We start from the raw sequence: 24,480 nt of genomic DNA on the forward strand, positions 1-24,480 counted from the left end.
CCATGACGACACTCACGGATTCCCCCGACGTGAACCGGAGGTCGGGCCCGGAGAGGAAGCGAACGGCCAGGCCGGGCGCCATCGGTCCCCGGCAGCTGGTCGCGGCCCTCCCAGGCGCCCTCGGCAAGCTTGATCCGCGCGAGATGTGGCGCAATCCCGTCATGTTCATCGTCGAGGTCGGTGCAGCACTGACGACGGTGCTCGCCGTCGCCGAGCCGTTCCTCGGCGGCGCCGCCCGATCCGGTGGCCAGGCCGTGCCGTCGGGCTTCACCGCGGGCATCGCGGCCTGGCTCTGGCTCACCGTCGTCTTCGCCAACCTGGCAGAATCCGTGGCGGAGGGCCGAGGCAAAGCCCAGGCCGACAGCCTCCGCCAGACCCGGACCAGCACGAGCGCCCACCAGATCACCGGCTACGACCCCGCCATTCACGGCGGCGCGGAAGGACTGGACTTCGAGACGCTGTCCTCCGCCGACCTCAGGGTCGGTGACACCGTGGTCGTCGTGGCCGGCGAACTCATCCCCGGCGACGGCGACATCGTCTGGGGAATCGCCACCATCGACGAGTCCGCCATCACGGGCGAGTCCGCCCCGGTGGTGCGGGAGTCCGGCGGCGACCGCAGTGCGGTCACCGGTGGCACCCGGGTCCTCTCCGACCGGATCGTGGTGCGGATCACCAGCAACCCGGGCGAGACCTTCGTCGACCGGATGATCGCGCTCGTCGAGGGCGCGTCTCGCCAGAAGACTCCGAACGAGACGGCCCTCGGCATCCTCCTGGCCGGCCTGTCCATCGTGTTCCTGGTCGTCACGCTCACCCTCAATCCGATCGCCGGGTACTCGGCCGCGGCCGTCAGCGTGCCTGTGCTGGTCGCCCTGCTCGTCTGCCTCATCCCCACCACCATCGGCGCGCTTCTGTCCGCCATCGGGATCGCGGGAATGGACCGGCTTGTGCAGCGCAATGTGCTCGCCATGTCGGGGCGGGCGGTGGAGGCTGCGGGCGACGTGACCATCCTGTTGCTCGACAAGACCGGCACCATCACCTACGGCAACCGACAGGCGCGCGAGTTCTCGCCGCTGGCCGGCGTGGACGAGTCTGCGCTGGTGCGGGCCGGAGCCCTGTCCTCGCTCAGCGACCCGACCCCGGAGGGGAAGTCGATCGTGGATCTCGCGGCCACGACCGGGTTCCGGCACCAGGGCACGCTCGAGGGCGAGATCGTGCCGTTCACCGCGCAGACCCGGATGAGCGGAATCGACCTGGCCGACGGATCGTCGATCAGGAAGGGCGCCGGTTCGGCCGTGCTCGCCTGGGTGCAGGAGACCTCCGAGCTCGACCCGGCCGTGTCCCGTGAGTTGGATGATGCCGTGGCCCGGATTTCCCGGGTCGGCGGAACACCGCTGGTCGTCGCGGCGGCCGACGACGACGGAGCCCGGCGCATCCTCGGCGTGGTCTACCTCAAGGACATCGTGAAGGAAGGCATCGCCGAGCGTTTCGCCGAGCTCCGGGCCATGGGCATCCGGACCATCATGGTGACCGGAGACAATCCGCTCACCGCGAAGACCATCGCTGCCGAGGCCGGGGTCGACGACTTCCTGGCGGAAGCCACGCCGGAGCAGAAGCTCGCCCTGATCCGCCGGGAACAGGAGGGCGGCAATCTCGTCGCCATGACCGGTGACGGCACCAATGACGCACCCGCCCTGGCCCAGGCCGACGTCGGCGTGGCCATGAACACCGGGACCAGCGCCGCAAAGGAGGCAGGCAACATGGTCGACCTCGACTCGGATCCGACCAAACTCATCGATATCGTACGGATCGGCAAACAACTCCTGATCACCCGCGGCGCCCTCACCACCTTCTCCATCGCCAACGACCTCGCGAAGTACTTCGCGATCATTCCCGCCATGTTCGCGGGGGTGTTCCCCGGCCTCGCGGTGCTCAACGTGATGCAACTTCACTCGCCGGCCTCGGCGATCATGTCCGCGATCATCTTCAACGCGATCATCATCATCGTGTTGATTCCGCTCGCGCTCCGCGGCGTCGCCTACCGGCCCCTGGCCGCGTCCCAGATCCTCACCCGGAACCTGCTGGTCTACGGCCTCGGCGGCGTGATCGCCCCCTTCATCGGAATCAAACTCGTCGACCTCGTCGTGGCCCTGGCTCCCGGGTTCTGAGCCCCAAAGAAACGGATTGCAGCACCATGGCCTCACCTCGCACAAACACCCGTCACATCGGAGTCGCCCTCCGCGCCATGCTCGTTCTCACCGTCTCGCTCGGCCTGGCCTACCCCCTGGCCGTGACCGCCATCGGCCAGATCGCCGTTCCGGGCCAGGCGAACGGATCTCTGCTCCGGCAGGGAGCGCACGTCGTCGGTTCCTCGCTGATCGGGCAATCCTTCACCGACTCGACCGGCGCGCCGCTCCCGGAATGGTTCCAGCCACGACCCTCCGCGGCCGGCACCGGCTATGACGCCGCGGTGTCGGGCGGCAGCAACATGGGTCCGGAGAATCCCGACCTGGTGTCCGCGATCGCCCGGCAGAAACGTGCGATCGCCGACTTCGACGCGGTCTCCGCGGACCGGATACCGGCAGATGCCCTGACCCGGTCCGCCTCCGGGCTCGACCCGGACATCAGCCCGGCATACGCACGGCTGCAGGTGAACCGGGTCGCCGCGGCCCGCCACGTTGCCGTGGCGGAGGTACGGCGGCTGGTCGAGTCTAGGATTGCGGCACGGGACCTCGGCTACCTGGGCGAACCGACGGTGAATGTGCTCGAACTGAATCTCGCCCTGGCGGGGCTGAAAGGCTGACGATGAAACGCGGTCGGCTTCGCGTGCTACTGGGCGCGGCCCCCGGGGTCGGCAAGACCTACGCCATGCTCGAGGAGGGGCGCCGTCTGCAGGGCGAGGGCAAAGACGTGGTGGTCGCGGTCGTGGAGACCCACGACCGAGCGGCCACCGCCGGGATGCTCGAGGGGCTCGAGATCGTGCCCCGGGTCACGGTACGGCACCGGGACGTCGAGTTGACCGACCTGGACCTGGACGCGGTCATCCGCCGGAACCCCCAGATCGCGCTGGTGGACGAACTGGCCCACACCAACGCGCCCGGCCTGGCCCACGAGAAACGCTGGCAGGACGTGCAGGCCATGCTCGAGGCCGGAATCGATGTGATCTCCACGGTGAACATCCAGCACATCGAGTCACTGAACGACGTCGTGCACCAGATCACCGGCGTGCCCCAACGAGAGACCCTGCCCGACGCCGTGCTGCGTGCCGCGGACCAGGTCGAGGTGATCGACCTGGCGCCCCAGGCGCTCCGCGACCGGTTGGCCGAGGGGAACGTCTACCCGGCGGCCCGGATCGACGCCGCCCTGTCCAACTACTTCCGGCTCGGCAACCTGACGGCATTGCGCGAGCTCGCCCTGCTCTGGCTCGCCGATGAGGTCGACACCGCGCTCAAGGCGTATCGCGCCGAACATGGGATCGACAGCAAGTGGGAGGCCAGGGAACGCGTCGTCGTGGCGCTCACCGGCGGCCCGGAGGGCGAGACCCTCCTTCGGCGTGGTGCCAGAATCGCCGGGCGCGCCGCGGGCGGCGAACTGATCGCGGTGCACGTGATCAGCCAGGACGGGCTCCGGTCGCCGCACCCGGGCGCCCTAGCCGCCCAGCGAGCACTGGTCGAAAAGCTCGGTGGTTCCTATCACCAGCTCGTCGGCGACGACATCCCGACCGCGCTCGTCGCCTTCGCGCGCGCGGCGAACGCCACCCAGCTCGTGGTCGGGGCCAGTCGCCGCAGCCGCCTCCGTGCGGCGTTCAGCGGCCCGGGTATCGGGGCGACCGTGGTGCGCGAATCCGGGGACATCGACGTGCATGTCGTGACCCACTCGGCCGCCGGCGGCACGATCACCCTGCCCCGGCTAGGCGGAGCCCTCACTCCGAAACGTCGCCTGGCCGGGCTCGCCCTTGCGCTTGTCGGCGGCCCTCTGATCACCTGGATGCTCGTGGCCCTGCGCACGCAGGAATCCATCACGAGCGAGGTGCTGAGCTACCAGCTCCTGGTCGTCCTGGTCGCGCTGGTCGGCGGTCTCTGGCCGGCGTTGTTCGCGGCCCTCCTGTCAGGGATCACCCTTGACTTCTTCTTCGTCGCGCCGCTCTACACGATCACGATCGCCGAGCCACTGCACGCCGTCGCCCTCCTGCTCTATCTCGTCAATGCGGGTCTGGTCAGCTACGTCGTCGACCAGGCGGCCAGGCGCAACCGCAGCGCCTTGCGCGCCGCCGCGGAATCGGAGCTCCTGGCAACCGTCGCCGGGAGTGTCCTCCGCGGCGAAGACGCGCTCAAGGCGTTGCTCACGCGCACCAGGGAGGCGTTCCACCTCACCGGCGTAAGGCTCCTCGACGGTCCCGACGTGCTCGCAACCGCGGGCACTGCCGGGGACGAGGATCAGGTCTCGACTGTTCCGGTGGGCAGCCGGGCGGTGCTCGAGCTGCGCGGCGGCGAACTCGACTCCTCCGAGCGGCGGCTGCTGGCGGTGGTCGTGAGCCAGCTGGATGCCGCGCTGGAGCATCGCGACCTGGCCCGCACGGCCAGCGCGATGGGTCCCCTGGCCGAAGCGGACCGGATGCGCAGCGCCCTGCTGGCTGCCGTCGGCCACGACCTCCGTCGGCCGTTGGCCGCGACGACCGCCGCAGTGAGCGGGCTCCGCTCCACCGACGTCACCCTGTCCCCTGCCGACCGTGATGAGCTCTTCGAGACCGCCGAGGAGAGCCTCGCCGCGCTGTCCGCCCTCGTCACAAACCTTCTCGACGTGAGCCGTCTCCAGGCCGGGGTTCTCGCCGTCTCCCTCGGCCCGGTGGACGCCAGCGAGGTCATCCTGCCTGCCCTCGACGAGCTCGGCCTGGGTCCGGCCGGGGTCGAGCTGGACCTTCCCGCCGACCTCCCACCGGTGCTGGCGGATGCCGGCCTGCTCCAACGGGTGATCGTCAACCTGCTGGCCAACGCCATCCGGTTCTCCCCGCCCGGGGGACGAGTGCTGGTCTCCGCCAGCCAGTTCGCGGGCAGCGTCGAACTCCGGGTCGTGGACCGGGGACCCGGCATCCCCGTCGACCGGCGCGACGAGGTCTTCGTGCCGTTCCAACGGCTCGGCGACACCGACAACCTCACCGGACTGGGCCTCGGCCTGGCCCTGGCGAAGGGATTCACCGAGGGGATGGGCGGCACGCTCTCCGCCGAGGACACTCCCGGCGGCGGCCTCACCATGGTGCTGTCCCTCCCCGCCTTCGACCGCGCGCCGACCCCGAAGGGAACCGAATGAGAATCCTGATCGCGGACGACGACCCGCAGATCCTCCGCGCCCTCCGGATCACCCTGACGGCCCGCGGCTACGACATCGTCACCGCCCAGGACGGCACCGCGGCACTCAACGCGGCCATCGAGCACCACCCCGACCTGGTGATGCTCGACCTCGGGATGCCCCACCTCGACGGGCTGGGGGTCATCGCGGGGCTCCGCGGCTGGACGCAGGTGCCGATCCTCGTCGTTTCCGGTCGCAGCGGCGCGGCCGACAAGGTCGACGCCCTGGACGCGGGGGCCGACGATTACGTCACCAAGCCGTTCTCGATCGACGAACTGCTGGCCCGGATCCGTGCCCTCACCAGGCGCGTGTCCTCGGCCGACGACGAACCCGTCATCGTCTTCGGCGACGTCACCGTCGACCTGTCGGCCAGGAGCGTCAGCCGTCTGAGGCTCGGGCGGCCGGAGCCGGTTCGTCTGACTCCCACGGAGTGGCGCATCCTCGAGTTCCTGCTGCGGAACCCCGGAAAGCTGGTGCCGCGGCAGTCCCTGCTCACCGACATCTGGGGTCCGCACCACAGCACCGATTCAGGCTACCTCCGGCTCTACCTCGCCCAACTGCGCAAGAAGCTCGAGCCGGACCCCTCCCGGCCCCGGTACCTGTTGACCGAGGCCGGAATGGGCTATCGGTTCAGCCCGGACCCCTGAGTCGTGACGAACCCGGATCTCACCCCTCGTCGGCTCTCACTCCTCGTCGGAGGAATCGGTCGAGTGGTGGCGCGAATCCCGGTTCCAGTCATGGCTCGAGTCGTCGCTGTGGCGGTCACCGTTCAGCGCGATCCGGGTCACCTTGCCGATCGGCTGCGGTGCCCCGGTCGAATCCGGCACCACCGAATCGGTGGTCAGGTACAGGTCGCCGCTCCGCAGTTCGATCGCGGCCGGCGACGAGATCGCCGTCAGCACGCTCGGCGTGTCCGATCCGCTCTCCAACACGGACACCTGCCCCTTGCCATCCGACCCGCCGAAGTGCTCGGCGACGTAGATCGTGCCGGACCCGCGGGCCACAGCCAGCCCGGTCGCACCGACGAACCCGGTCGCGACCAGTTCGACGTCCCCGGAGTCCGGGTCGACCCGGTACACGGAGCCGCGTGCGCCCAGGCTCGCGTCCTCAGGCCCGCCCGGCGACGTCGTGACGTAGAGCCAGCCGTCGGGGCCGAGTTCGACGTCCGTCGGCACCGGCTCGAACCGGGACTCGTGGTCCGCAGCGCAGGCGGGGATGCCGACGGCGGCGGCGATCTCAGCGGTGATCAGGATCGGGTCACCGGCCGGCATCACTGCCACGGCGGACACGGATCCGTCGTAGTCGACGCGCAGGATGGCGTTGCCGCCTGCATCGGCCACGTACACGGCATCAGAGAGCGCCAGGCTGGCGTAGGGGTGGGTGTCGACCACGCCGGAGTATTCGGCGGGCGGTCCGGCCGGGTCGAACTGGGCAGCACAGGTCGAGTCGAGTCCGTCGAAGCCGTACGTGTTGATCTGGTCGGGGTTCTCGGCGTTCTCGAATGCCCACAGGTCGGCCACCTGGCTGACGGTTCCGTCCTTCGCCCGCGACTTGAGGACCGCGGCGCTGTGGTCCTGGGCAACCTGCGCGAAGTACACGGTGCCCCGGCGCGCGGAGACCGCCGAGATCTCCTCGCCGGGAGCGCTCACCAGGGTTTCCCTGGTGCCGTCCGCGTTCACCTTCGTGAGCGAGCCGGTGAAGTTCTCGCTGACGTAGGCGTTATTCCACCGGTCCACCGCGAGGCTCAAAGGCGTGACAAGTCCGTCCGCCAGCGTCACCGGAGTGCCGATTGTCCCGGATCCGTGGTCGTCCCCTCGCTCATGGGCGAAGGCCGGCGCCGCGCCGAGGACCGACGCGACGAGTGCCGTGCAAGCGGCGAAAGTGAGAATCCTTGATTTCATGTTGAGCTCCTTGTGCTCGAAGTGGCTGTCAAGGAGAGGTCATCGCCAAGCAAACGGGGAATCGTGTGTGGGCGTCGGAAGTGGAACCATGTCTCCGACGCACCGGTGCTGCTCGGTCATGATCTCCCAAGGGAGCGGCGCACACACGAACGCCGACCATGGCAGATTAAGCCCTTCGGATGCCGGTGTCCAGAGCTTTGCGGACAATCGTCACGTCCCCCAACCCGAAGACCCGCCCTGCACGTTCGACAGTCCGCGCACGGCGCAGTTAAAAGCCTGGCAGAGGGACGAATCCACGGCGGCGGCCGTGACCTGCGACCAGCTGGCTCCTCATTGACATCCGGTGCTCCCGGGAGCACTATGTGACTCAAATCCGCCCCTTCGATCAGACCGGGCGCGCCGCGACCTGGAGGCATTGTGCAAATACCGGCTCAATTCGACTATGTACGCGCGAGCACGATCGAAGACGCCCTGGCCCTGCTCGACCGCCACGGTCCGGAGTCCCGCGTCGTCGCCGGGGGGGCACAGCCTCCTGCCGATGATGAAACTGCGGCTTGCCAGGCCGGAATGGCTGATCGACATCAACGGCCTCTACGAACTGGATTTCATCCTCCCCGAGGCGACCCAACTCCGAATCGGCGCCCTGACCCGTCACTCGACGCTCCTGGAATCGGCCGACGTGGCCAGGCTCTTCCCGATCGTGATCGATGCCGAGCGGGTGATCGCGGATCCCATCGTGCGCAACCGCGGCACCATCGGCGGATCGCTCTGCCAGGCCGACCCGGCCGAGGACCTGGCCACGGTGTGCGACGTTCTGCGCGCCCAGGCCGTCGTGCGCGGCCCAGGGGGCGAGCGCATCCTCACGATGGACGAGTTCCACAAGGGACCCTACGAGACGGCGGTCGCGCAGAACGAGTTGCTGGTCGAGATCCGGTTCCCGATCCGTCCGCGTGCGGGCAGCGCATACGAGAAGGTCGAACGCCGGGTCGGCGACTGGGCCGTCGTGGCGGCAGGGGCAGCCGTCAACCTCACCGAGGACGGGTCCGTGGACGATGTGGCCATCGGCCTCACCGCGGTGGGCCTTGACGGCACCATTGCGGAGGCCGAGGCAGTACTCCGCGGCCTGCGGCCCTCTGAGGAGCTGTTCGAGGAGGCCGGAAGGATCGCCGCGCTGGCCTCGATGCCCGTCGCCGACCAGCGCGGGCCGGTCGACTACAAACGGCACCTTGCCGACGAGCTCACCCGCAGGGTCCTGCGTCGCGCGTGTGCGCGAGCTCTCGAAACCCAGACCACGACAACGCAGGAAGGCTGAAGTCGATGCAGATCAGCATGAGCATGAACGGCGATGAGATCGCCCGTGAGATCGAACCTCGAGTGCTCCTCGTCCACTTCATCCGCGATGAACTGAGACTCACGGGCACCCACTGGGGGTGCGACACGTCGAACTGCGGCACCTGCGTGGTCCTGATGGACGGCGTCCCGGTGAAATCCTGCACCGTGCTCGCGGCGATGGCGGACGGCCATGCCATCACCACGGTGGAGGGACTGGCGACCGGGGCGAACCTCGACCCGGTCCAGCAGGGCTTCATGGAGGAACACGGGCTGCAGTGCGGCTTCTGCACGCCGGGAATGATGCTCACCGCCCGGGCGCTGCTCGACCGGAATCCGCACCCGGATGACACGGAGATCCGCGAGGCCATCTCCGGCCAGATCTGCCGCTGTACCGGGTACGCCACGATCGTGCGGTCGGTGAAATGGGCCGCCGAACACCCCGTAGTCGACGAAAACGCTGAAGAAGAGGTCCCGGCATGACCATCACAGAGGCCCACGCCCCGAACCCTGCCGCCGGCGACGCGGATCGCCCGATCGGCTACGGCCGCATCCAACGCAAGGAAGACCCCCGTTTCGTGCGCGGCAAGGGACACTACGTCGATGACATCGTGCTTCCCGGGATGCTGCACGGGGCCATCCTGAGGTCGCCGGTGGCGCACGCCCGACTCGTCTCCATCGACACCACCCGGGCCCTCGCCCACCCCGGTGTCGTCGCGGTGATCACGGGGAAGGATCTCCTCGGGCTCAAACTGGCCTGGGCGCCGACCCTGTCGGCCGACGTGCAGGCTGTGCTCGTCACCGACAAGGTGCGGTTCCAAGGCCAGGAGGTCGCGTTCGTGATCGCCGAGGACCGGTACGCGGCCCGCGATGCCCTCGAACTCATCGATGTCGACTACGACGTGCTCACACCCGTCATCGACGCCCGCCACGCCCTCGACCCAGGCGCCCCGGTCATCCGCGACGAGATCGAGGGACGCACCGACAACCACATCTTCGACTGGGAAGCCGGGAAGGCCGCCGAGACCGACGCGGTCTTCGCCTCCGCCGACGTCATCGTCAAACAGGAGATCGTCTATCCGCGGTCGCACCCGGCCCCGATGGAAACCTGCGGGGCGGTCGCCGACTTCGAACCGATCGAGGGCGCCCTCACCCTGTACGAGACCAGCCAGGCGCCGCACGCGCACCGCACCCTGTTCGCGATCGTGTCCGGCATCCCCGAGCACAAGATCCGGATCGTGTCCCCCGACATCGGCGGCGGGTTCGGCAACAAGGTCGGCATCTACCCCGGCTACATCCTGGCCGTCGTCGGGTCGATCGTCACCGGCCGCCCGGTCAAGTGGGTCGAGGACCGCTCGGAAAACCTCATGTCGACGTCGTTCGCTCGCGACTACATCATGCAGGGAGAGAGCGCGGCCACGAAGGACGGCAAGATCCTCGCCCTCCGCACCAACGTGCTCGCCGACCACGGGGCGTTCAACGCTACGGCGCAGCCCTCGAAGTACCCGGCCGGCTTCTTCCACATTTTCACCGGCAGCTACGACCTCCAGGCCGCGCACTGCAAGGTCACCGGCGTGTACACGAACAAGGCGCCGGGCGGAGTCGCCTATGCCTGCTCGTTCCGGGTCACCGAAGCCGTCCTCCTCGTGGAGCGGATGGTCGACATGCTCGCCCAGAAACTGGAGATGGACCCGGCGGAGCTGCGCCTGAAGAACCTGATCAAGCCCGAGCAGTTCCCGTACAAGAACAAGACGGGTTGGGAGTACGACTCCGGCAACTACGAGCGGGCGCTGCGACTGTCGATGGAGATCGCCGGCTACGACGACCTGCGACGGGAGCAGAAGGAGAAGCGTGCTCGTGGCGAGCTGATGGGGATCGGCATCTCGTTCTTCACCGAGACTGTCGGAGCCGGCCCGCGCAAGCACATGGACATCGTGGGCCTGGGCATGGCGGACGGTGCCGAGTTGCGCATCCACCCGACCGGGAAGGCCGTCGTGCGGATCTCCGTGCAGAGTCAGGGCCAGGGCCACGAAACCACGTTCGCGCAGATCGTGGCCGAGGAGATCGGTATCCCCCCGGAGGACATCGACGTGGTGCACGGCGACACTGACCAGACCCCCTTCGGCCTCGGCACCTACGGGAGCCGGTCGACCCCGGTCAGCGGCGCTGCGGTCGCCCTCGTCGCCCGGAAGGTGCGGGAGAAGGCGAAGTTCATCGCCGCCGCGATGCTCGAAACCCGGCCGGAGGACCTTGAATGGGAGAAGGGACGCTGGTTCGTCAAGGGCGACCCGAGCATCGGCAAGACCATGGCCGAGATAGCCATGGGCGCGCACGGCACCGTGGCCCTGCCGGAAGGCATCGACGGCAACCTCGACGCCGAGGTCACCTACGACCCGCCCAACCTCACCTTCCCGTTCGGCGCCTACATCTGCGTCGTCGACGTCGACCCGGGAACCGGCCACGTCAAGGTGCGCCGGTTCATCGCCGTCGACGACTGCGGCACCCGGATCAACCCGATGATCATCGAAGGCCAGGTGCACGGCGGCCTGACCGACGGCGTCGGGATGGCGCTGATGCAGTTCATCGGCTTCGACGAGGCCGGAAACAACCTCGGCGGGTCGTTCATGGACTACCTCATCCCCACCTCGATGGAGGTTCCGAACTGGGAGACCGGGTTCACCGTGACTCCGTCGCCGCACCACCCGATCGGGGCGAAAGGAGTAGGCGAGTCGGCGACGGTCGGCTCACCACCCGCCATCCTGAATGCCGTGGTGGACGCCATCTCGCCACTCGGCGTCACGCACATGGACATGCCGTGCACCCCGGCCAGGGTCTGGGCCGCCATGCAGGGCCGCGCGACACCGCCGATCTAGGATGCCGATCTCGGGCGGGGCACTGGAACAGCGTGCCCAGGAACTCGCCGGGCGGCGCGAGGCGTTCGTGCGCGCCACAGTGGTGCGCGCCCAGCGGCCCACGAGCGTCCACGCGGGAGACACGGCGCTCCTCCACGCCGACGGGCACCTGGACGGCTTCGTCGGCGGCGCCTGCGTGGAGGCCTCCGTCCGGGAATACGGCTTGCAGGCGCTGTCCGCCCGCGAACCGCTCCTGCTCCGGGTCGTCGCCGGGGAACCGTCGCACAGCAGGGAGGACGGCGCCGTCGAGGTGTCGAACCCCTGCCTGAGCGGAGGCGCCGTCGAGATCTTCCTCGAACCGTCCGTCCCTGCGCCGCGCGTCGTCGTGGTCGGGGCGACCCCCGTCGCGCAGGCCCTGGCGGTGCTGGGCGCCGGGCTCGGGTTCGAGATGGAGCTGGTGGACGGCGCGGCGACGGAGACCCACCCCGACGACGCCGCCCTGATCGTGGCCTCGCACGGCCACGACGAGGAAGCGTCCCTCGAAGCCGCGCTCCGTGCGGGTGTCCCCTACGTGGCCCTCGTCGCCAGCGCGAAACGAGGCCCCGCCGTGGTTGCCTCCCTCAATGTCGAGGACCGACTCCGGTCCCGCGTGTTCAGCCCGGCCGGGCTGGACCTCGGCGCCAGGACCCCGGCCGAGGTCGCGCTGTCGATCCTGGCCCAGCTGGTCGTCGAGCGTGCCGGGCAGCGATCGCCCGAGGCCGCGGCGGCCGTCGCCGTGGCCGCGCCGACGACCGCCATCGACCCGGTCTGCGGCATGAGCGTCGCCGCCGTCGATGCCACCCCCCACGTGGAACGAGACGGAGTCACGACCTACTTTTGTTCGACGGGCTGCCGCGCCGCCTTCCTCGCCGGTCCGGAGCGGTATGCCAGCCCAGCCTGAGGCCAGGGTCGCCGGCCTCGTGCTGGCCGCCGGGGCATCCCGTCGACTCGGCCGACCCAAACAGCTGCTCCCCTACCGCGACGGCGTCATCCTCGACACCGTGCTCGCCACGGCCAGGAGCTGTGGCTTCGACCAGCTGTTGCTCGCGCTCGGCGGCGCGGCCGATGAGGTCAGGCACACCGTCGACACCAGCGGTGCCACCGTGGTGGAGAACACCCGGTGTGAAGACGGATGCTCGTCCTCCATCGCCGCCGCACTCCCCGCCCTCACCGAAGGCACTGAGGTTCTCGTGCTGCTGCTCGGCGACCAGCCTGAGATCCGTACCGACACCGTAAGCCGGCTGCTGGCCGGGCGTGGGGACTCCCCCATCGCCGTGTGCCGATACTCCGACGGGATCGGCCACCCGTTCGCCTTCGCCGACGCGACGTTTCCGGCGTTCGCCGCCCTGCACGGCGACAAGGGGGTCTGGCGACTGCTCGAGCAGCGCGCCGGAGAGGTCGTCGAGGTCGCGGTGCCCGGAACGATCCCGCTCGACGTGGACACCGAGGCCGACTACGACCGGCTGCTCGACGCCCTCGGGCGGACACGATGACCCCGTCGGCCCGCGCTGGCGCCGAAGACGAGGTGAAGGCGCTCATACCCGACGTGGATTCCCTGCTGGAGAGGCTCGACGAGATCGACTATCTCGCCGATACCGGGCTGGCCACCGCCTTGTTCCTGGCCGTGCGGATGCCGCAGCCGATCCTGCTCGAGGGTGAGCCCGGCGTCGGCAAGACCGAGGCCGCCAAGGCGCTCGCCCGTGTGCTCGACACGCCGCTGTTCCGTCTACAGTGCTACGAGGGAATCGACGCCGGCGAAGCCCTCTACGAGTGGAACTATCCTCGCCAATTGCTCGGGATCCGGCTGGCCGAAGCGCGCAACGTGACGCTCGCCGAGACGGAGTTGTTCGGTCCGGAGTACCTGCTGCGGCGCCCTCTGCTGGCGGCCATCGAGCATCCGGGGCCGCGCCCGGCCGTGCTGCTCCTCGACGAGATCGACCGTGCCGACGCCGAGTTCGAGGCGTTCACGTTCGAGTTGCTCGCCGAAGCCGCCGTGACCATCCCGGAGCTCGGCACCGTGCGGGCCAGCCACCCGCCGATCGTCATCCTCACCTCGAATCGCACCCGCGACCTGCACGACGCCCTCACCCGGCGCTGCCTCTACCACTGGATCGACTACCCGGCGCCCGAACGCATCGCCGAAATCGTGCGGCGTCGCGTGCCTTCCAGCGCCGAGCCGCTCGCCCTGCAGGCTGCGACCGCCATCACGGCGCTCCGCTCCCTCGACCTGGCGAAGCCGCCCGGCATCGCGGAGGCGATCGACTGGGTGTCGGCGCTGGCCGTGCTGGGCGTCAACCGGCTCGAACCGGCGAGCATCGACCATACCTGGGGATCGATCCTCAAGAATCGCGACGACCTCGACCTGGCCCGCTCGCGCGGGACCGCGTGGCTGATCGGTGCGGACCATGGCTGAGACCCAGGCAGTTCGGGGCGAACCCCGGGTGGAGGCCGCAGCCCTTGCGGCCGGGTTCAGCACCGCTCTGCGACGGGCAGGGCTCCCGGTTTCCCTGGACCGGGCCGCCCGGCTGGCGGAGGCGCTCCGGCTCGTGCCGCCACATTCCCTCGCCCCTTTGTACTGGACGAGCAGGGTGGTGCTGGTCACCTCCCAGGACCAGCTGCCCGTCTTCGACAGCGTGTTCACGGCGGTCTTCGGCGGGCTTCTCGACCCCGCCGACAGCCGGGGCGACACCACTGCCCCGCCGTCGATCGGCGCCGAACCCCGTTCCCGGCCGGCCCCGCCGGATGACCGCCCAGTCGGAGCCGACAGCGCCGAACGCGCGCCGCAGCCGCCCGCCCTCGTGCCCGGCGGCGACTCCTCCGGCTTGGACGGCCCGGAGCGGGAGTCGGTTCTGATGATGGCCTCGGCCGAGGAACGGCTGCACGACATGTCTTTCGCCGAGTTGACCGCCGACGAGATCACCCGGATTCGCCACCTAGTGCGGCGGATCTCCCTGTCAACGCCGACGCGCCTGAGCCGCCGCACCCGGGCCTCCGCGACGAGGACCGCCCGGCTTGACCTCCGACGCACCGTGCGGGCCGCAGGCCACACGGGCGGGGACCCGGCCCGTCTCGTCTACGCCCGGCGCCGCCCCCGACTCCGTCGCCTGGTGTTGCTCTGCGACGTCTCCGGCTCGATGGAGCCCTACACCAGGGTCTTCCTGTCCCTTCTCCAGGGCGCGGTCTCCGGCGCACAGGCCGAGGCGTTCGTATTCTCAACCAGACTGACCCGGCTCACCAGGCAGCTGGCACTGCGGGATCCGGACCAGGCCCTCGCGCAGGCCGCCGCGGGCACAGAGGACTGGGCCGGAGGCACCCGCCTGGCCGAGAGCATCCGACGGTTCATCGACGACCACGGCCGACGCGGACTCGCCCGTGGATCGGTGATCGTGCTGATCTCGGACGGCTGGGCTCAGGATGACCCGGCAGACGTCGACGCCCAGATGGCCAGGCTCAGGCGGCTGGCCTTCCGGATCGTCTGGGTGAACCCTCGGAAGGTGGCACCGGACTACCGGCCGCTCACGGGCGGCATGGCCGCCGCCCTGCCCTACATCGACGCCTTCGTCAGCGGTCACAGCTACACGGCCCTGGCGGAAGTGGCGGCGGCGATCCGCGCCGACCGCATTCCACCATCCGCGAACAGAGGGACGAAATAATGCAACTCGACAGCACATTCACCGTTGTGGCCCCGATCGACACGGTGTGGGAGTCCCTGATGGACTTCGAGCGCGTCGCCGGCTGTGTTCCGGGGGCCGAGGTGCTCAACAAACTCTCCGACGATGCCTACCAGGTGGGAATGAAGGTGAAACTCGGCCCCGTGTCCATGCAGTACAAGGGATTGATGAACGTGATCGAGCGCGATGCGACCGCACACCGTGCCGTTTTCCAGGGCCGAGCCCAGGAGGCTCGCGGGCAGGGCACCGCCCAGGGCACCGCCACCCTGTCCCTCGTCGAGACGGATGGCACGACCACCGGCACGGTCAGCGCTGAGGTGGACCTCTCCGGTAAAGTCGCTGCCATGGGGAAGAGCATCATCGGCAGCGTGACCGACCAGATGATGGCGCTCTTCGCAGACAACCTGCAGGCCATGGTCACCGGTTCCGGAACGGAACCCACCGCGCCTCCGGCCGCCGGCGAACCTGCCGCGGCCCCGGCGCCGGCCCAAACCGGGTCGCAGGCATCGCCGCCTCCTATGTCCCGTCCGCTGCAGCACCAGGCGCCGCGCACGGCCGACACGAGCCTGAATGCCCTGGACCTCGCCAAGGGGATGCTGGCCGACCAGCTCAGCAACCCGGGGAAACTGATCGGCGTCCTCGCCGGTGTCGCGTTCCTCGCCTACCGGATCGGCCGCGCGGTCGGCCGCAGGGGCTCCCGATGACGCGCTCCCCCGTCGACCATGCGTGACATCATCGGCGCCCTGGTGCCCGGCTGGCGGAGCGGAGCCACCGCCGGCCTCGCGACGGTGGTGCGCACCTTTGAGTCCGCCCCGCGCCCCGCGGGTGCATCGATGCTGGTTACCCCCGACGGGGCGGTCACCGGTTCGGTCTCAGGCGGGTGCGTGGAGGGTGCGGTGTACGACGTCGCGACCCAGGTCGCCGCGGACGGCCGGCCTGTCCTGGTCCGGTACGGGATCAGCGACGATGACGCGTTCGCGGTCGGGCTGACCTGCGGCGGCATCCTCGACGTGTTCGTCGAGCCTGTCTCGCAGCAGACGTTCGCCCAGTTGGACGACGTCCGCGCCGACATCGAAGCCTCCCGTCCGGTGGCGGTGGCGACGGTGATCGAGCATCCGGATGCCGACAGGATCGGCCGGCACCTCGTGGTCAGGCCGAACGGGTACGAGGGTGACCTCGGGTCTGACCGGGCGAACCGAGCCGTAAGCGACGACGCCCTGGGCCTGTTGGCCGCCGGCCGCAACACGACCCTGACCTACGGCCCCGACGGCGAGCGACGGGGTGAGGGGATGCGGGTGTTCGTCAACAGTCAGGCGCCCCGGCCACGGATGTTCGTGTTCGGCGCCATCGACTTCGCGGCCGCCCTGACCCGCCTGGCTGCGTTCCTCGGCTACCGCGTCACTGTCTGCGATGCGCGGGAGGTGTTCGCGACGCCCGCCCGTTTTCCGGACGCCGACGAGGTGATCGTCGCGTGGCCGCACCGCTACCTGGCCGAGCAGTTCGCGGCCGGCCTCGTCGACTCACTCTCGGTCATCTGCGTGCTCACCCATGACCCGAAGTTCGACGTTCCCCTGCTCGAACTGGCCCTCCGCGCGCCGCAGGTGGCGTACATCGGGGCGATGGGCTCCCGCCGCACCCACCTGGACCGGCTGGCCCGGCTCCGGGATGCCGGGCTCGGCGACGCCGACCTGGCCCGGCTGCACAGCCCGATCGGCCTCGACCTCGGCTCGCGGACCCCCGAGGAGACTGCCGTGTCGATCGCCGCCGAAATCATCGCCGGGCAGTGGGGCGGAACCGGGCAGCCGCTCGGCACCCTCGACGAGCGCATCCACCACGACGACCTCGACGAGCCGGCCGAGCACGCGACACGGTGACCCCTTGCCGCGGCCGGGACACCTTCCTAGACTCGGGGCATAACCGACACTGGCCAGAACCGAACCCGGGCCTGACCGGCGCCCAGCCCATTCGAAGGCGATAAGCGAGGAGACCGCGATGGCACTCAAATTCGGAGTATTGGCTCTCGTCGAAGCGAAGCCCGGCAAGGAACAGGACGTGTGGGACTTCCTCAACGGAGGCCGGGAGATCGTGCTCGGGGAGCCGGAGACCCGCACCTGGTACGCGTTCCGGGTGGACAACGCCACCTTCGGGATCTTCGACACGTTCGAGACCGAGGAGGGCCGTCAGGCGCACCTCGCCGGCGCGATTCCCCAAGCCCTGGCTGAGCACGGTCCGACCCTTCTCGCCAAGGACCCGGACATCCGGTTGATCGAGATCCTTGCCGTGAAATAACGCCCCCGGGAACCCTGACCTGGGGCCCGGTCCGGCGCCTATCCGTGTGGAGAGAGCGGCGTTACGCTGGCGGCATGAATGACACCGGTACTCCCGGGCATGGCCTGGGCGAGCGATACGTGCACTTCATCGATTGGTTGGATCACAAACTCGTGCGGGCGATGGGCCCGGCTCCCCTGGGCCCTTACGACGCGGTTGTGAAACGTGTCGGCGAGGCGGTGTGTCCGGTCTGTGGCCGGCCGATGGCCGAGCACACCATCGACCACTCCAGCCCGAACGCGATCCTCCACTGCCCGGCGGAACACAAGCCGGAACCGCCGGACGGGCCGGTCAACGAGTTCGGCATGCCCAAGCCCCGCGGCTGACGCCAGCCGGCAGATCCGGGCAGTGCCTCCACGGTGCCAGTGCAGCGTCCGGCCCAGCGAGCCGAAGCCCGACTCTGTGAATGCTCTCGTCTTCCACGGCGCTTGCCGGGGCTGCTTCCAGCTTCGCCCCCATACGGTTGTTCTCCACGCCCTGATCCGGTGGCGCTTTCGCCAAACGACCTGAGGACGTCCATGACAACCAGCACGGCCGAAACCGTCGCCACGCGCGGCGCATCAAGCATGAGCAAGGTTCCCAAACCGACCCTCGTCTTCTGGATCATCAAGATCCTGGCGACCACGGTCGGTGAGACCTTCGCCGACTTCCTCGCCACCAACCTGAACCTGGGCCTGACCAACACGACCTACGTGATGGGCGCCCTCCTCGCCATCGCCCTGGTCGTCCAGTTCCGATCCGCCCGGCACGCGCCGAGCATCTACTGGCTCGCCGTGGTGCTGATCAGCGTCGTCGGCACCCTGATCACCGACAACCTGACCGACAACTTCGGTGTCAGCCTCGAAACCACCACCATCGTCTTCGCCGCCGCCCTGCTGGCGACCTTCATCGCCTGGTATGCCAGCGAGAAGACACTCTCCATCCACACCATCACCACCACCAGGCGGGAAGCCTTCTACTGGCTGACGATCCTGTTCACCTTCGCCCTGGGTACCGCTGCCGGTGACCTCATCGCGGAAGGCCTGAACCTGGGCTACCGGGCGTCGGCACTCATCTTCGCCGGAGCCATCACGCTCGTGGCCGGCTCCCACTTCGCCGCCCGGCGCGGCGCAGTGTTCGCATTCTGGATCGCGTACATCCTGACCCGCCCGCTCGGCGCGTCCGTGGGCGATTACCTCTCCCAGCCTCGTCACGCTGGCGGCCTCGGGATCGGAACCGTCGGCACGAGCGCCGTCTTCCTCACCGCGATCCTCGCGCTCGTCATCTACCTCACCGTCGAGAAGCGCACGGTGTCCGCCGAGGCCGCGAGCCGACGGATGCCCGCGATGACCGGGCCCGACGAGTAGCCGGACCAGGGAAAATCGACGTGGCGCTCCCCCTGGTCAGCGTGCGAGGCGTGCAACGCGTCCCCGAAATCACGGTGTTCTTCTGGCTCATCAAGGGACTGTCGACCGCGATGGGCGAGTCGACCAGCGACTTCATGGTGCATGCCATGCCCCCCATTGCGGCTGTCCTCGTGGGGTTCGCCGGATTCACCACCGCGATGGTGATCCAGTTCAGGATGCGCCGGTATGTCGCGTGGACCTATTGGCTCGCGGTGGTGATGGTCGGGGTTTTCGGCACGATGGTGGCCGACGTGCTCCACGTCGGATTCGACGTGCCCTACTGGCTGTCGGCCGCCCTGTTCGCGGGGACCCTGGCCGCCGCCGTCCTGATCTGGAGGCGCGTGGAAGGCACCCTGTCGATCCACTCGGTCGACAGTTCGCGCCGGGAAATGTTTTACTGGCTGGCCGTCGTCGCCACCTTCGCGTTCGGCACTGCGGTCGGCGATCTGAGCGCCGTCACCCTGCACCTGGGGTACTTCGCCTCCGCGCTTCTTTTCGCCGTCGCGATCGCCATCCCGGCCGTCGGGTTCGCCCGGTTCCGCTGGAACGCGGTCTTCGCCTTCTGGCTCGCCTACGTGCTCACTCGGCCGCTCGGCGCATCCGTGGCCGACTGGCTCGGCAAGCCGGTCCCCGAGGGCGGGACCGGGGTCGGCAGCGGCCTGGTTGCTCTCACTCTCACACTGATGATCGCCGGGCTCGTAACGTACCTCTCGAGCACCCGACGGGATGCCGCGGCTCGGCTTTCCTGACCGGTGGGCGGCCCGCGCTTTGCCGACCGGGGACCTAATCCGACGCTGCTCTCCGCGAGGCGCTTCCGAAAACCATGGCGAAACGGACCGCGGCAATGGCCGAACTGCTGCGAACCTCCGGCGAGACCGGCCTCCAGCCATGGGCCGACATGCACGAAGACGGGCATGGTGAGTTCTGGCGTGCGGCGACCGAGTACGTCAGCCGAAACCAGAAGGCGTGGCACCGGGCCCTCTCCTAGGCCCGACAACCTGGCAGTTTGCATCGACGCGGCCGACGCCTACTCGGCACGTGCGTGCGCCTTCTGAGCCCGCGTACGCGTGTCTCAGTAGGGTGGGGTCATGGCCAATGTCGCACCTATGTTCCCGGTCGTCCCTGCCGATCTGATTGACATGCTCAACGTTTGGAAACCCGTTGGGCCCAACCAGGGCGCACTGCGCGATGAGTACGTCTCCTTCGTCCGTGCTTCTCCCGGATCTGCGCTGGATCGCGACGGGGGTGCGGAACACGTGACCGCGAGCTGTTTCGTCTTGACCCCGGATCTGGACCAGGTTCTGCTGTGCTTTCACAGAAAGGGTCAGTTCTGGGTTCAGCTGGGCGGTCACGTGGAGGCAGCAGACGTTTCTGTTGCGTCGGCGGCCTTGCGCGAGGCCCGCGAGGAAGGCGGTATCAACGACCTCCGTCCGGTCGGCGGCATCCTCGATGTCGACCGGCACGCCCTGGGCAGCGGATTCACTCGGTGCAGCGTTCATTGGGACGTCGGATTCGGCGCGATCGCGAGCCCGGACCTGGCCCCGTCCACCAGCCCTGAAAGTGAGGATGTCGCGTGGTGGCCCGTAACCGGACTGCCCGAGAACGTGCCCGTGGACTTCGGGCACCGCTTGCGGAGGATTCTCGACGCAATCGGGCACCAAAGTGATGTCGGATAGCCGAGCGCTCGGTGTGCGCTTCACCCAGCCACGCGATGAGGAGGACAGTAGTACCCGGGTTCCCTTCGTCGACGAACCGGCCCTGTAGACGCTCTTGCGCCGCCGGGGTGCCGCGGTTCTACAATCGAGCATGGAGAATCTTCGATTCAGCGTCGACGTCGACGCTCCCGCGCAGCACGTGTGGAATGTCATGCTCGACCTCGACACCTACCGCGAATGGACGGGCGCCTTCCACGAGGGATCGACCTACGAGGGCGGCTGGAACGAGGGCGACGAGATCCGGTTCCTTGGCCCGAACGACGACGGGACGGCGAGCGGTCTCGTCGGCACCATCGTCGCGAATCGACCCAACGAGTTCGTGTCGATCCGCTATCTCGGCGACATCGAGAACGACGTCGAGAACCGCGAAGGGCCCGCAGTCGGGCTGCACGAGAGCTACTCGTTCAGCGAGACCGACGGGGTGACGACTCTCGTCGTCGAGCTCGAGGTGCCCGACGAGTGGGCCGACGACATGCGCAGCATGTGGTCGGAGGCGATCGTCACGATCAAACGGCTGGCAGAGCGGGCCTAGGTCGACGAAATCCTGACCCGGAACTCTGGTCAGAAGGAGCGCGGAGCGGGTATTCACCTGCCAGTGACCATCGAGCAGCTCCGGGGTCATATCGAAGATGGAGCCATCACCCCCGCTGCGGGCGTGATTGCAGACAAGGATGTCGACTCTCCCGGCCAGTCCGCGGGCTGCCTCCACGAGCACGCCGGCCGATTGAGGCGCGGCCAGGTCGAGGCTCAGGTCGCCGAAGGTGGCGTCTTCGATCTGTGCCGAGGTGATGCCGGCTCGGACCTCGTCGAGGTCGTCGCTGCCCCAGGGCTGTTCGAGGTCGTGGGGCGAAAAATGCTGAATGAAGACGTTCGCACCGAGTTCGGCGAACCGGCGGGCCACGATCGAGATGGGTCAGGTGACGGATGCCTGGAAGATGCTGCCGATCGATGTATCCAGGGCGGCGTTGAACTCTTCGTCGCTCTGCTGCACGGTGAGCCCCTCGGTGAGGGCCCGGGAGAAGCTGGCGACAACATGGTGCTGCCGGGCCAGGCGAGCATTAGCCTCCTCGCGGCTGTACCCCCCGGAGAGGGCGAGGACCCGCAGGACGTTAGGGTGGGCTACCAGGTCGGCATAGAAGTCATCGGCCTCGGGAAGGGTCAGCTTCAGCATGACGTGCTGGTCTGCCCCCAGAGCCCCGAGTTGTTCGAGGATGGCCGACCTAAGCAGCTGTTCGGCCTCGGCTTTGCTCGGGGAGTGAATGTCGATCTCGGGCTCGAGGATCGGCACCAGACCAGCGGCCAGTATCTGACGACCGACCTCGAACTGCTGGTCGACCACTGCCTGCACTCCCGTGCCGTTACCGAGCCTGACCACCGAGCGCATCTTGGTCCCGAAAACGCCCTTCTCGACAGCCCGGGCCAGCAGCGCGTCGAGACCAGGCATCGGCTTCATCACCTGGGCACCGTCGACCTCGTCGGCCAGGCCCTGGTCGACCTTCACAAACGGCACGACGTTCTTCACGTTCCACAAGTAGTCGGCGCTGCCACGACTCTCGATCTGGCGATCCATCGTCATCTCAAACAGGATCGCGCCCAGGATCCGCTCGCCAGTGAAACTGGGGCTTGTGATGATGCGCGTGCGCATCGCGTGGACGAGGTCGAACATCTCCTCGTCTCCGGAGTAGGCACCGTCCGCGATGCCGTAGAGCCTCAGCGCTTGCGGGGTGCTGCCACCGCTTTGGTCCAGAGCGGCGATGAAGCCCTTGGCGTTCTTAACTTTGCCGAACTGCAGTTCGTTCATGATTCTGATCCTATGGTTGGCGCCATCACCGAGCATGGCACGGGGCCCCGACGCGGGCTCCGAAGATCATCATGAGTGCGGCCCTTTCAGGCTGTCTCGTTGCGGTGGTTGTTTGCCCGTCCCAGGGATCGTCCGTCGGGAGTCTCCAGCGCCGTCACTACACGCGAGCTGCTCTCGCTCGCGCTTTTATCGCGTGAATGACATCGGTCTTAGTCCGCGTAGGCGTTCATGTCGTCCCATCGGCTACGGAGCAACGACCTCTTGGTGCTCTCGTAGAGAGCGCGATCGTCCGCGTTGGAGCGCAGCCAATCTCGGAGCAGCAGGTACTCGACCACCGCAGGATCACCCTGCTCATAGATATGCACATGCACATCGCGGGTCGACGTTCGCACAAGACGGTGCCCTGGCTCGCGGGTCCGCAACTCATATCCGGCGACCAGTAGCGCGTCGAGGTAGTCCTCTTCAGCGGTGATGTCATCGACGGTGACCACGATGTCGATAATCGGTTTCGCTGCCAGCCCGGGGACGGACGTGGAACCGATGTGCTCGACGCCGACGTTCGCTGCCACGAGAGCGTTCAGGATCTGGCGCCGGTGATCCAGGTAGAGGCCGACCCACCGCTCGTCATAGGCGTGGAGCTCGAACTCGAGTGGTTCGGTGCCGCCCACCAGCTCTACCGCCGCGACGTCCGGCCGGCGCGCACTGCTGCTCTTCTTCACCAGAACATCCTCGCATCGGGGGCCACCGGCCGACAACGCCATACTGGTCTAATGAACCGCGCCCTGATTCTCGTTGACATCCAGCTCGACTACTTCCCAGGCGGTGCGTTCCCCCTCGTCGAACCGCAAGCGGCAGCAGACTCGGCTCGTAGCGTTCTTGACGCATTCCGTGCCGCCGGGAACCCTGTCGTGCATGTCTTCCACGTCGCCACCGACCCCACGGCCACCTTTTTTCGACCCGGGACATCCGGTGTCGGCTTTCACCCGCTCATGGCACCGATCGATGGAGAGGCGGTTCTTGAAAAGCATGAACCCAACAGTTTCATCGGGACCGGGCTACGTGCACTCCTCACGGATGCTGGAGTCACGGAGCTGGTCATCGTCGGCATGATGAGCAGCATGTGCATCGACTCCACAGCCCGGGCCGCCCATGAATTCGGGTTCGATGTGACGGTCGTCTCCGACGCGTGCGCGGCACCCGACCTGACCTTCGGTGACATCATCATTCCCGGCGCAACCGTGCACGCCTCCTTCATGGCCGCCCTCGACGGCAGCTTCGCCACCGTCATCCCGAGCCGCGGCCTGCTCGAGCCCTGAAGACGCACGCACTCCCGGGGACGTTCGGCAGGGGTTCCCCTGTCGGCTCCATAGGAGTACGGCTCAGCCCGCAAAACACTCGGCGGAATCACCCCCGCCCAAGCCATGCAACGACTACTCTCATACCCGCAAGAGCCCATCGTTGCAGCGACCACGTGAAACCGCCGCACCGCACTCGGGCAGGGTAACCTCTTGCTACCAGGATCTGCGCGCAGCCGAGGAAAACGCGCGCGCAACATCGAACATGATGTCCGGACAGTCGCTGTTCGGCGTTCGACTCGTCGGTTCAGCACCTCAGACTCCCGGCTCATACGAACCCAAATCCGTTGAGCGAATGCTGTCCCAGCGCGACGCGAACTCCGCGTTCGGTCGGGTCACCACCATCGTGGTCGTCGTCGGATTAATCGTACGGGCCGTTCTTTTCGTCGTCTTCGGCTAGCATCTTCGTACCCGCTGGCAGCGCCGCGCTAAGCGGCTGCTGGGCCCGGGTTCTGCCCATCGGCGGCACCGCACTCTCCGAGACGCTCACGGCCCCCGAAGGGAACACCGTTCGTGACGACATACACAGGGCATTGAACGAACCCCCAGTCCTGGAATTGATTGGAAAACCCCGTTCGAGCGTCTCTCTTGACTGCAGATATCCTGCGCTCAACAGATACTCGGTCGCGATGCACCTCTGTTGTGCCCCCGTGTTCGCTGACGGTTCCCTACGTGTCAGGGTTGGGTGAGGCCAGTAGCTAACAGCAAGTCCGCCGCATGATGTAGGGCGAGAATCAGGAAACCACCACCATGTCCAGCCC

The 24,480-nt window shown here is 68.1% G+C and carries 24 protein-coding genes; 21 read left to right on the forward strand and 3 right to left on the reverse strand.

The genetic code is table 11. The features are described from left to right. Window positions 1–2 precede the first annotated feature (2 nt). The 4 genes from kdpB to IWX89_RS13930 are packed head-to-tail and all read left to right on the forward strand — an operon-like array spanning window position 3 to window position 5,990. Window positions 3–2,165 (forward strand): potassium-transporting ATPase subunit KdpB, encoded by a 2,163-nt coding sequence (kdpB, locus tag IWX89_RS13915; RefSeq protein WP_196904147.1) that lies wholly within the window; start codon window positions 3–5, stop codon window positions 2,163–2,165. 26 nt (window positions 2,166–2,191) lie between these two features. Beyond that, window positions 2,192–2,800, forward strand: a complete 609-nt coding sequence (gene kdpC, locus IWX89_RS13920) for a potassium-transporting ATPase subunit KdpC (RefSeq protein WP_196904148.1) — start codon at window positions 2,192–2,194, stop codon at window positions 2,798–2,800. Window positions 2,801–2,802: 2 nt separating this feature from the next. Continuing rightward, a complete protein-coding gene (locus IWX89_RS13925) occupies window positions 2,803–5,304 on the forward strand; it encodes an ATP-binding protein (protein WP_196904149.1) in 2,502 nt (833 codons plus the stop codon). Continuing rightward, entirely contained in the window at window positions 5,301–5,990 is a 690-nt protein-coding gene (locus tag IWX89_RS13930) for a response regulator (RefSeq protein WP_196904150.1), read from the forward strand. The genes IWX89_RS13925 and IWX89_RS13930 overlap by 4 nt, the downstream gene beginning before the upstream one ends. A gap of 36 nt (window positions 5,991–6,026) precedes the next feature. Here IWX89_RS13930 and IWX89_RS13935 read toward each other — a convergent pair whose 3' ends face one another. Next, complete coding sequence (locus IWX89_RS13935) at window positions 6,027–7,244, reverse strand: ScyD/ScyE family protein (protein WP_196904151.1); 1,218 nt, start codon at window positions 7,242–7,244, stop codon at window positions 6,027–6,029. Window positions 7,245–7,782: 538 nt separating this feature from the next. Between IWX89_RS13935 and IWX89_RS13940 the strand changes: the two genes are divergently transcribed. The 16 genes from IWX89_RS13940 to IWX89_RS14015 all read left to right on the forward strand — a co-directional run bounded on the left by IWX89_RS13940 (window position 7,783) and on the right by IWX89_RS14015 (window position 21,095). Then, window positions 7,783–8,556, forward strand: coding sequence for a xanthine dehydrogenase family protein subunit M (locus IWX89_RS13940; protein WP_231383303.1), 774 nt, complete (start codon window positions 7,783–7,785; stop codon window positions 8,554–8,556). A gap of 5 nt (window positions 8,557–8,561) precedes the next feature. Further along, a complete protein-coding gene (locus IWX89_RS13945) occupies window positions 8,562–9,056 on the forward strand; it encodes a (2Fe-2S)-binding protein (protein ID WP_196904152.1) in 495 nt (164 codons plus the stop codon). Next, window positions 9,053–11,446, forward strand: coding sequence for an aerobic carbon-monoxide dehydrogenase large subunit (locus IWX89_RS13950; protein ID WP_196904153.1), 2,394 nt, complete (start codon window positions 9,053–9,055; stop codon window positions 11,444–11,446). The genes IWX89_RS13945 and IWX89_RS13950 overlap by 4 nt, the downstream gene beginning before the upstream one ends. Before the next feature lies 1 nt (window position 11,447). Beyond that, window positions 11,448–12,365: an XdhC family protein gene (locus IWX89_RS13955; protein ID WP_196904154.1), complete on the forward strand. Its 918-nt coding sequence runs from the start codon at window positions 11,448–11,450 to the stop codon at window positions 12,363–12,365. Continuing rightward, window positions 12,349–12,957: an NTP transferase domain-containing protein gene (locus IWX89_RS13960; RefSeq protein WP_196904155.1), complete on the forward strand. Its 609-nt coding sequence runs from the start codon at window positions 12,349–12,351 to the stop codon at window positions 12,955–12,957. The genes IWX89_RS13955 and IWX89_RS13960 overlap by 17 nt, the downstream gene beginning before the upstream one ends. After that, the gene (locus IWX89_RS13965; RefSeq protein WP_196904156.1) at window positions 12,954–13,877 is read left to right on the forward strand and encodes a MoxR family ATPase; all 924 of its coding nucleotides are present in this window, start codon (window positions 12,954–12,956) and stop codon (window positions 13,875–13,877) included. Before IWX89_RS13960 ends, IWX89_RS13965 begins: the two co-directional genes overlap by 4 nt. Then, window positions 13,870–15,117 carry a VWA domain-containing protein gene (locus tag IWX89_RS13970; RefSeq protein ID WP_196904157.1) on the forward strand — a complete coding sequence of 416 codons (1,248 nt, stop codon included), beginning with the start codon at window positions 13,870–13,872 and terminating at the stop codon, window positions 15,115–15,117. Before IWX89_RS13965 ends, IWX89_RS13970 begins: the two co-directional genes overlap by 8 nt. Then, window positions 15,117–15,839, forward strand: a complete 723-nt coding sequence (locus IWX89_RS13975; RefSeq protein WP_196904158.1) for an SRPBCC family protein — start codon at window positions 15,117–15,119, stop codon at window positions 15,837–15,839. The genes IWX89_RS13970 and IWX89_RS13975 overlap by 1 nt, the downstream gene beginning before the upstream one ends. An 18-nt stretch (window positions 15,840–15,857) precedes the next feature. Beyond that, complete coding sequence (locus IWX89_RS13980; RefSeq protein ID WP_196904159.1) at window positions 15,858–17,009, forward strand: XdhC/CoxI family protein; 1,152 nt, start codon at window positions 15,858–15,860, stop codon at window positions 17,007–17,009. 118 nt (window positions 17,010–17,127) lie between these two features. Next, window positions 17,128–17,424 carry a putative quinol monooxygenase gene (locus IWX89_RS13985; RefSeq protein WP_196904160.1) on the forward strand — a complete coding sequence of 99 codons (297 nt, stop codon included), beginning with the start codon at window positions 17,128–17,130 and terminating at the stop codon, window positions 17,422–17,424. Window positions 17,425–17,498: 74 nt separating this feature from the next. Then, entirely contained in the window at window positions 17,499–17,789 is a 291-nt protein-coding gene (locus IWX89_RS13990) for a hypothetical protein (RefSeq protein WP_196904161.1), read from the forward strand. A 192-nt stretch (window positions 17,790–17,981) separates the two neighbouring features. Continuing rightward, entirely contained in the window at window positions 17,982–18,809 is an 828-nt protein-coding gene (locus IWX89_RS13995) for a hypothetical protein (protein WP_196904162.1), read from the forward strand. A 20-nt stretch (window positions 18,810–18,829) separates the two neighbouring features. Continuing rightward, window positions 18,830–19,597: a hypothetical protein gene (locus tag IWX89_RS14000; RefSeq protein WP_307836567.1), complete on the forward strand. Its 768-nt coding sequence runs from the start codon at window positions 18,830–18,832 to the stop codon at window positions 19,595–19,597. A gap of 74 nt (window positions 19,598–19,671) precedes the next feature. Next, complete coding sequence (locus tag IWX89_RS14005) at window positions 19,672–19,836, forward strand: hypothetical protein (RefSeq protein ID WP_196904163.1); 165 nt, start codon at window positions 19,672–19,674, stop codon at window positions 19,834–19,836. 100 nt (window positions 19,837–19,936) lie between these two features. Continuing rightward, window positions 19,937–20,524: an NUDIX hydrolase gene (locus tag IWX89_RS14010; RefSeq protein ID WP_196904164.1), complete on the forward strand. Its 588-nt coding sequence runs from the start codon at window positions 19,937–19,939 to the stop codon at window positions 20,522–20,524. Window positions 20,525–20,654: 130 nt separating this feature from the next. Then, complete coding sequence (locus IWX89_RS14015; protein ID WP_196904165.1) at window positions 20,655–21,095, forward strand: SRPBCC domain-containing protein; 441 nt, start codon at window positions 20,655–20,657, stop codon at window positions 21,093–21,095. Between the two features lie 381 nt (window positions 21,096–21,476). On the opposite strand, the gene IWX89_RS14020 is transcribed toward IWX89_RS14015, so the two are convergent. Next, a complete protein-coding gene (locus IWX89_RS14020) occupies window positions 21,477–22,364 on the reverse strand; it encodes a fructose bisphosphate aldolase (RefSeq protein WP_196904166.1) in 888 nt (295 codons plus the stop codon). A 209-nt stretch (window positions 22,365–22,573) separates the two neighbouring features. Further along, window positions 22,574–23,083 carry a GrpB family protein gene (locus IWX89_RS14025; protein WP_307836568.1) on the reverse strand — a complete coding sequence of 170 codons (510 nt, stop codon included), beginning with the start codon at window positions 23,081–23,083 and terminating at the stop codon, window positions 22,574–22,576. A gap of 51 nt (window positions 23,084–23,134) precedes the next feature. On the opposite strand from IWX89_RS14025, the gene IWX89_RS14030 reads away from it, so the two are divergent. Further along, entirely contained in the window at window positions 23,135–23,680 is a 546-nt protein-coding gene (locus tag IWX89_RS14030) for a cysteine hydrolase family protein (RefSeq protein WP_196904167.1), read from the forward strand. Window positions 23,681–24,480: the final 800 nt, after the last annotated feature.

It is taken from the genome of Cryobacterium sp. MP_M3, from assembly GCF_015752155.1.
Lineage (GTDB): Bacteria > Actinomycetota > Actinomycetes > Actinomycetales > Microbacteriaceae > Cryobacterium.

What these genes read in the sequence shown, in the direction of transcription:
- kdpB (WP_196904147.1), top strand. Translation starts at nt 3, where the DNA reads ATGACGACACTCACGGATTCCCCCGACGTGAACCGGAGGTCGGGCCCG.
- kdpC (WP_196904148.1), top strand. Translation starts at nt 2,192, where the DNA reads ATGGCCTCACCTCGCACAAACACCCGTCACATCGGAGTCGCCCTCCGC.
- IWX89_RS13925 (WP_196904149.1), top strand. Translation starts at nt 2,803, where the DNA reads ATGAAACGCGGTCGGCTTCGCGTGCTACTGGGCGCGGCCCCCGGGGTC.
- IWX89_RS13930 (WP_196904150.1), top strand. Translation starts at nt 5,301, where the DNA reads ATGAGAATCCTGATCGCGGACGACGACCCGCAGATCCTCCGCGCCCTC.
- IWX89_RS13935 (WP_196904151.1), bottom strand. Translation starts at nt 7,244, where the DNA reads ATGAAATCAAGGATTCTCACTTTCGCCGCTTGCACGGCACTCGTCGCG.
- IWX89_RS13940 (WP_231383303.1), top strand. Translation starts at nt 7,783, where the DNA reads ATGATGAAACTGCGGCTTGCCAGGCCGGAATGGCTGATCGACATCAAC.
- IWX89_RS13945 (WP_196904152.1), top strand. Translation starts at nt 8,562, where the DNA reads ATGCAGATCAGCATGAGCATGAACGGCGATGAGATCGCCCGTGAGATC.
- IWX89_RS13950 (WP_196904153.1), top strand. Translation starts at nt 9,053, where the DNA reads ATGACCATCACAGAGGCCCACGCCCCGAACCCTGCCGCCGGCGACGCG.
- IWX89_RS13955 (WP_196904154.1), top strand. Translation starts at nt 11,448, where the DNA reads ATGCCGATCTCGGGCGGGGCACTGGAACAGCGTGCCCAGGAACTCGCC.
- IWX89_RS13960 (WP_196904155.1), top strand. Translation starts at nt 12,349, where the DNA reads ATGCCAGCCCAGCCTGAGGCCAGGGTCGCCGGCCTCGTGCTGGCCGCC.
- IWX89_RS13965 (WP_196904156.1), top strand. Translation starts at nt 12,954, where the DNA reads ATGACCCCGTCGGCCCGCGCTGGCGCCGAAGACGAGGTGAAGGCGCTC.
- IWX89_RS13970 (WP_196904157.1), top strand. Translation starts at nt 13,870, where the DNA reads ATGGCTGAGACCCAGGCAGTTCGGGGCGAACCCCGGGTGGAGGCCGCA.
- IWX89_RS13975 (WP_196904158.1), top strand. Translation starts at nt 15,117, where the DNA reads ATGCAACTCGACAGCACATTCACCGTTGTGGCCCCGATCGACACGGTG.
- IWX89_RS13980 (WP_196904159.1), top strand. Translation starts at nt 15,858, where the DNA reads ATGCGTGACATCATCGGCGCCCTGGTGCCCGGCTGGCGGAGCGGAGCC.
- IWX89_RS13985 (WP_196904160.1), top strand. Translation starts at nt 17,128, where the DNA reads ATGGCACTCAAATTCGGAGTATTGGCTCTCGTCGAAGCGAAGCCCGGC.
- IWX89_RS13990 (WP_196904161.1), top strand. Translation starts at nt 17,499, where the DNA reads ATGAATGACACCGGTACTCCCGGGCATGGCCTGGGCGAGCGATACGTG.
- IWX89_RS13995 (WP_196904162.1), top strand. Translation starts at nt 17,982, where the DNA reads ATGACAACCAGCACGGCCGAAACCGTCGCCACGCGCGGCGCATCAAGC.
- IWX89_RS14005 (WP_196904163.1), top strand. Translation starts at nt 19,672, where the DNA reads ATGGCGAAACGGACCGCGGCAATGGCCGAACTGCTGCGAACCTCCGGC.
- IWX89_RS14010 (WP_196904164.1), top strand. Translation starts at nt 19,937, where the DNA reads ATGGCCAATGTCGCACCTATGTTCCCGGTCGTCCCTGCCGATCTGATT.
- IWX89_RS14015 (WP_196904165.1), top strand. Translation starts at nt 20,655, where the DNA reads ATGGAGAATCTTCGATTCAGCGTCGACGTCGACGCTCCCGCGCAGCAC.
- IWX89_RS14020 (WP_196904166.1), bottom strand. Translation starts at nt 22,364, where the DNA reads ATGAACGAACTGCAGTTCGGCAAAGTTAAGAACGCCAAGGGCTTCATC.
- IWX89_RS14030 (WP_196904167.1), top strand. Translation starts at nt 23,135, where the DNA reads ATGAACCGCGCCCTGATTCTCGTTGACATCCAGCTCGACTACTTCCCA.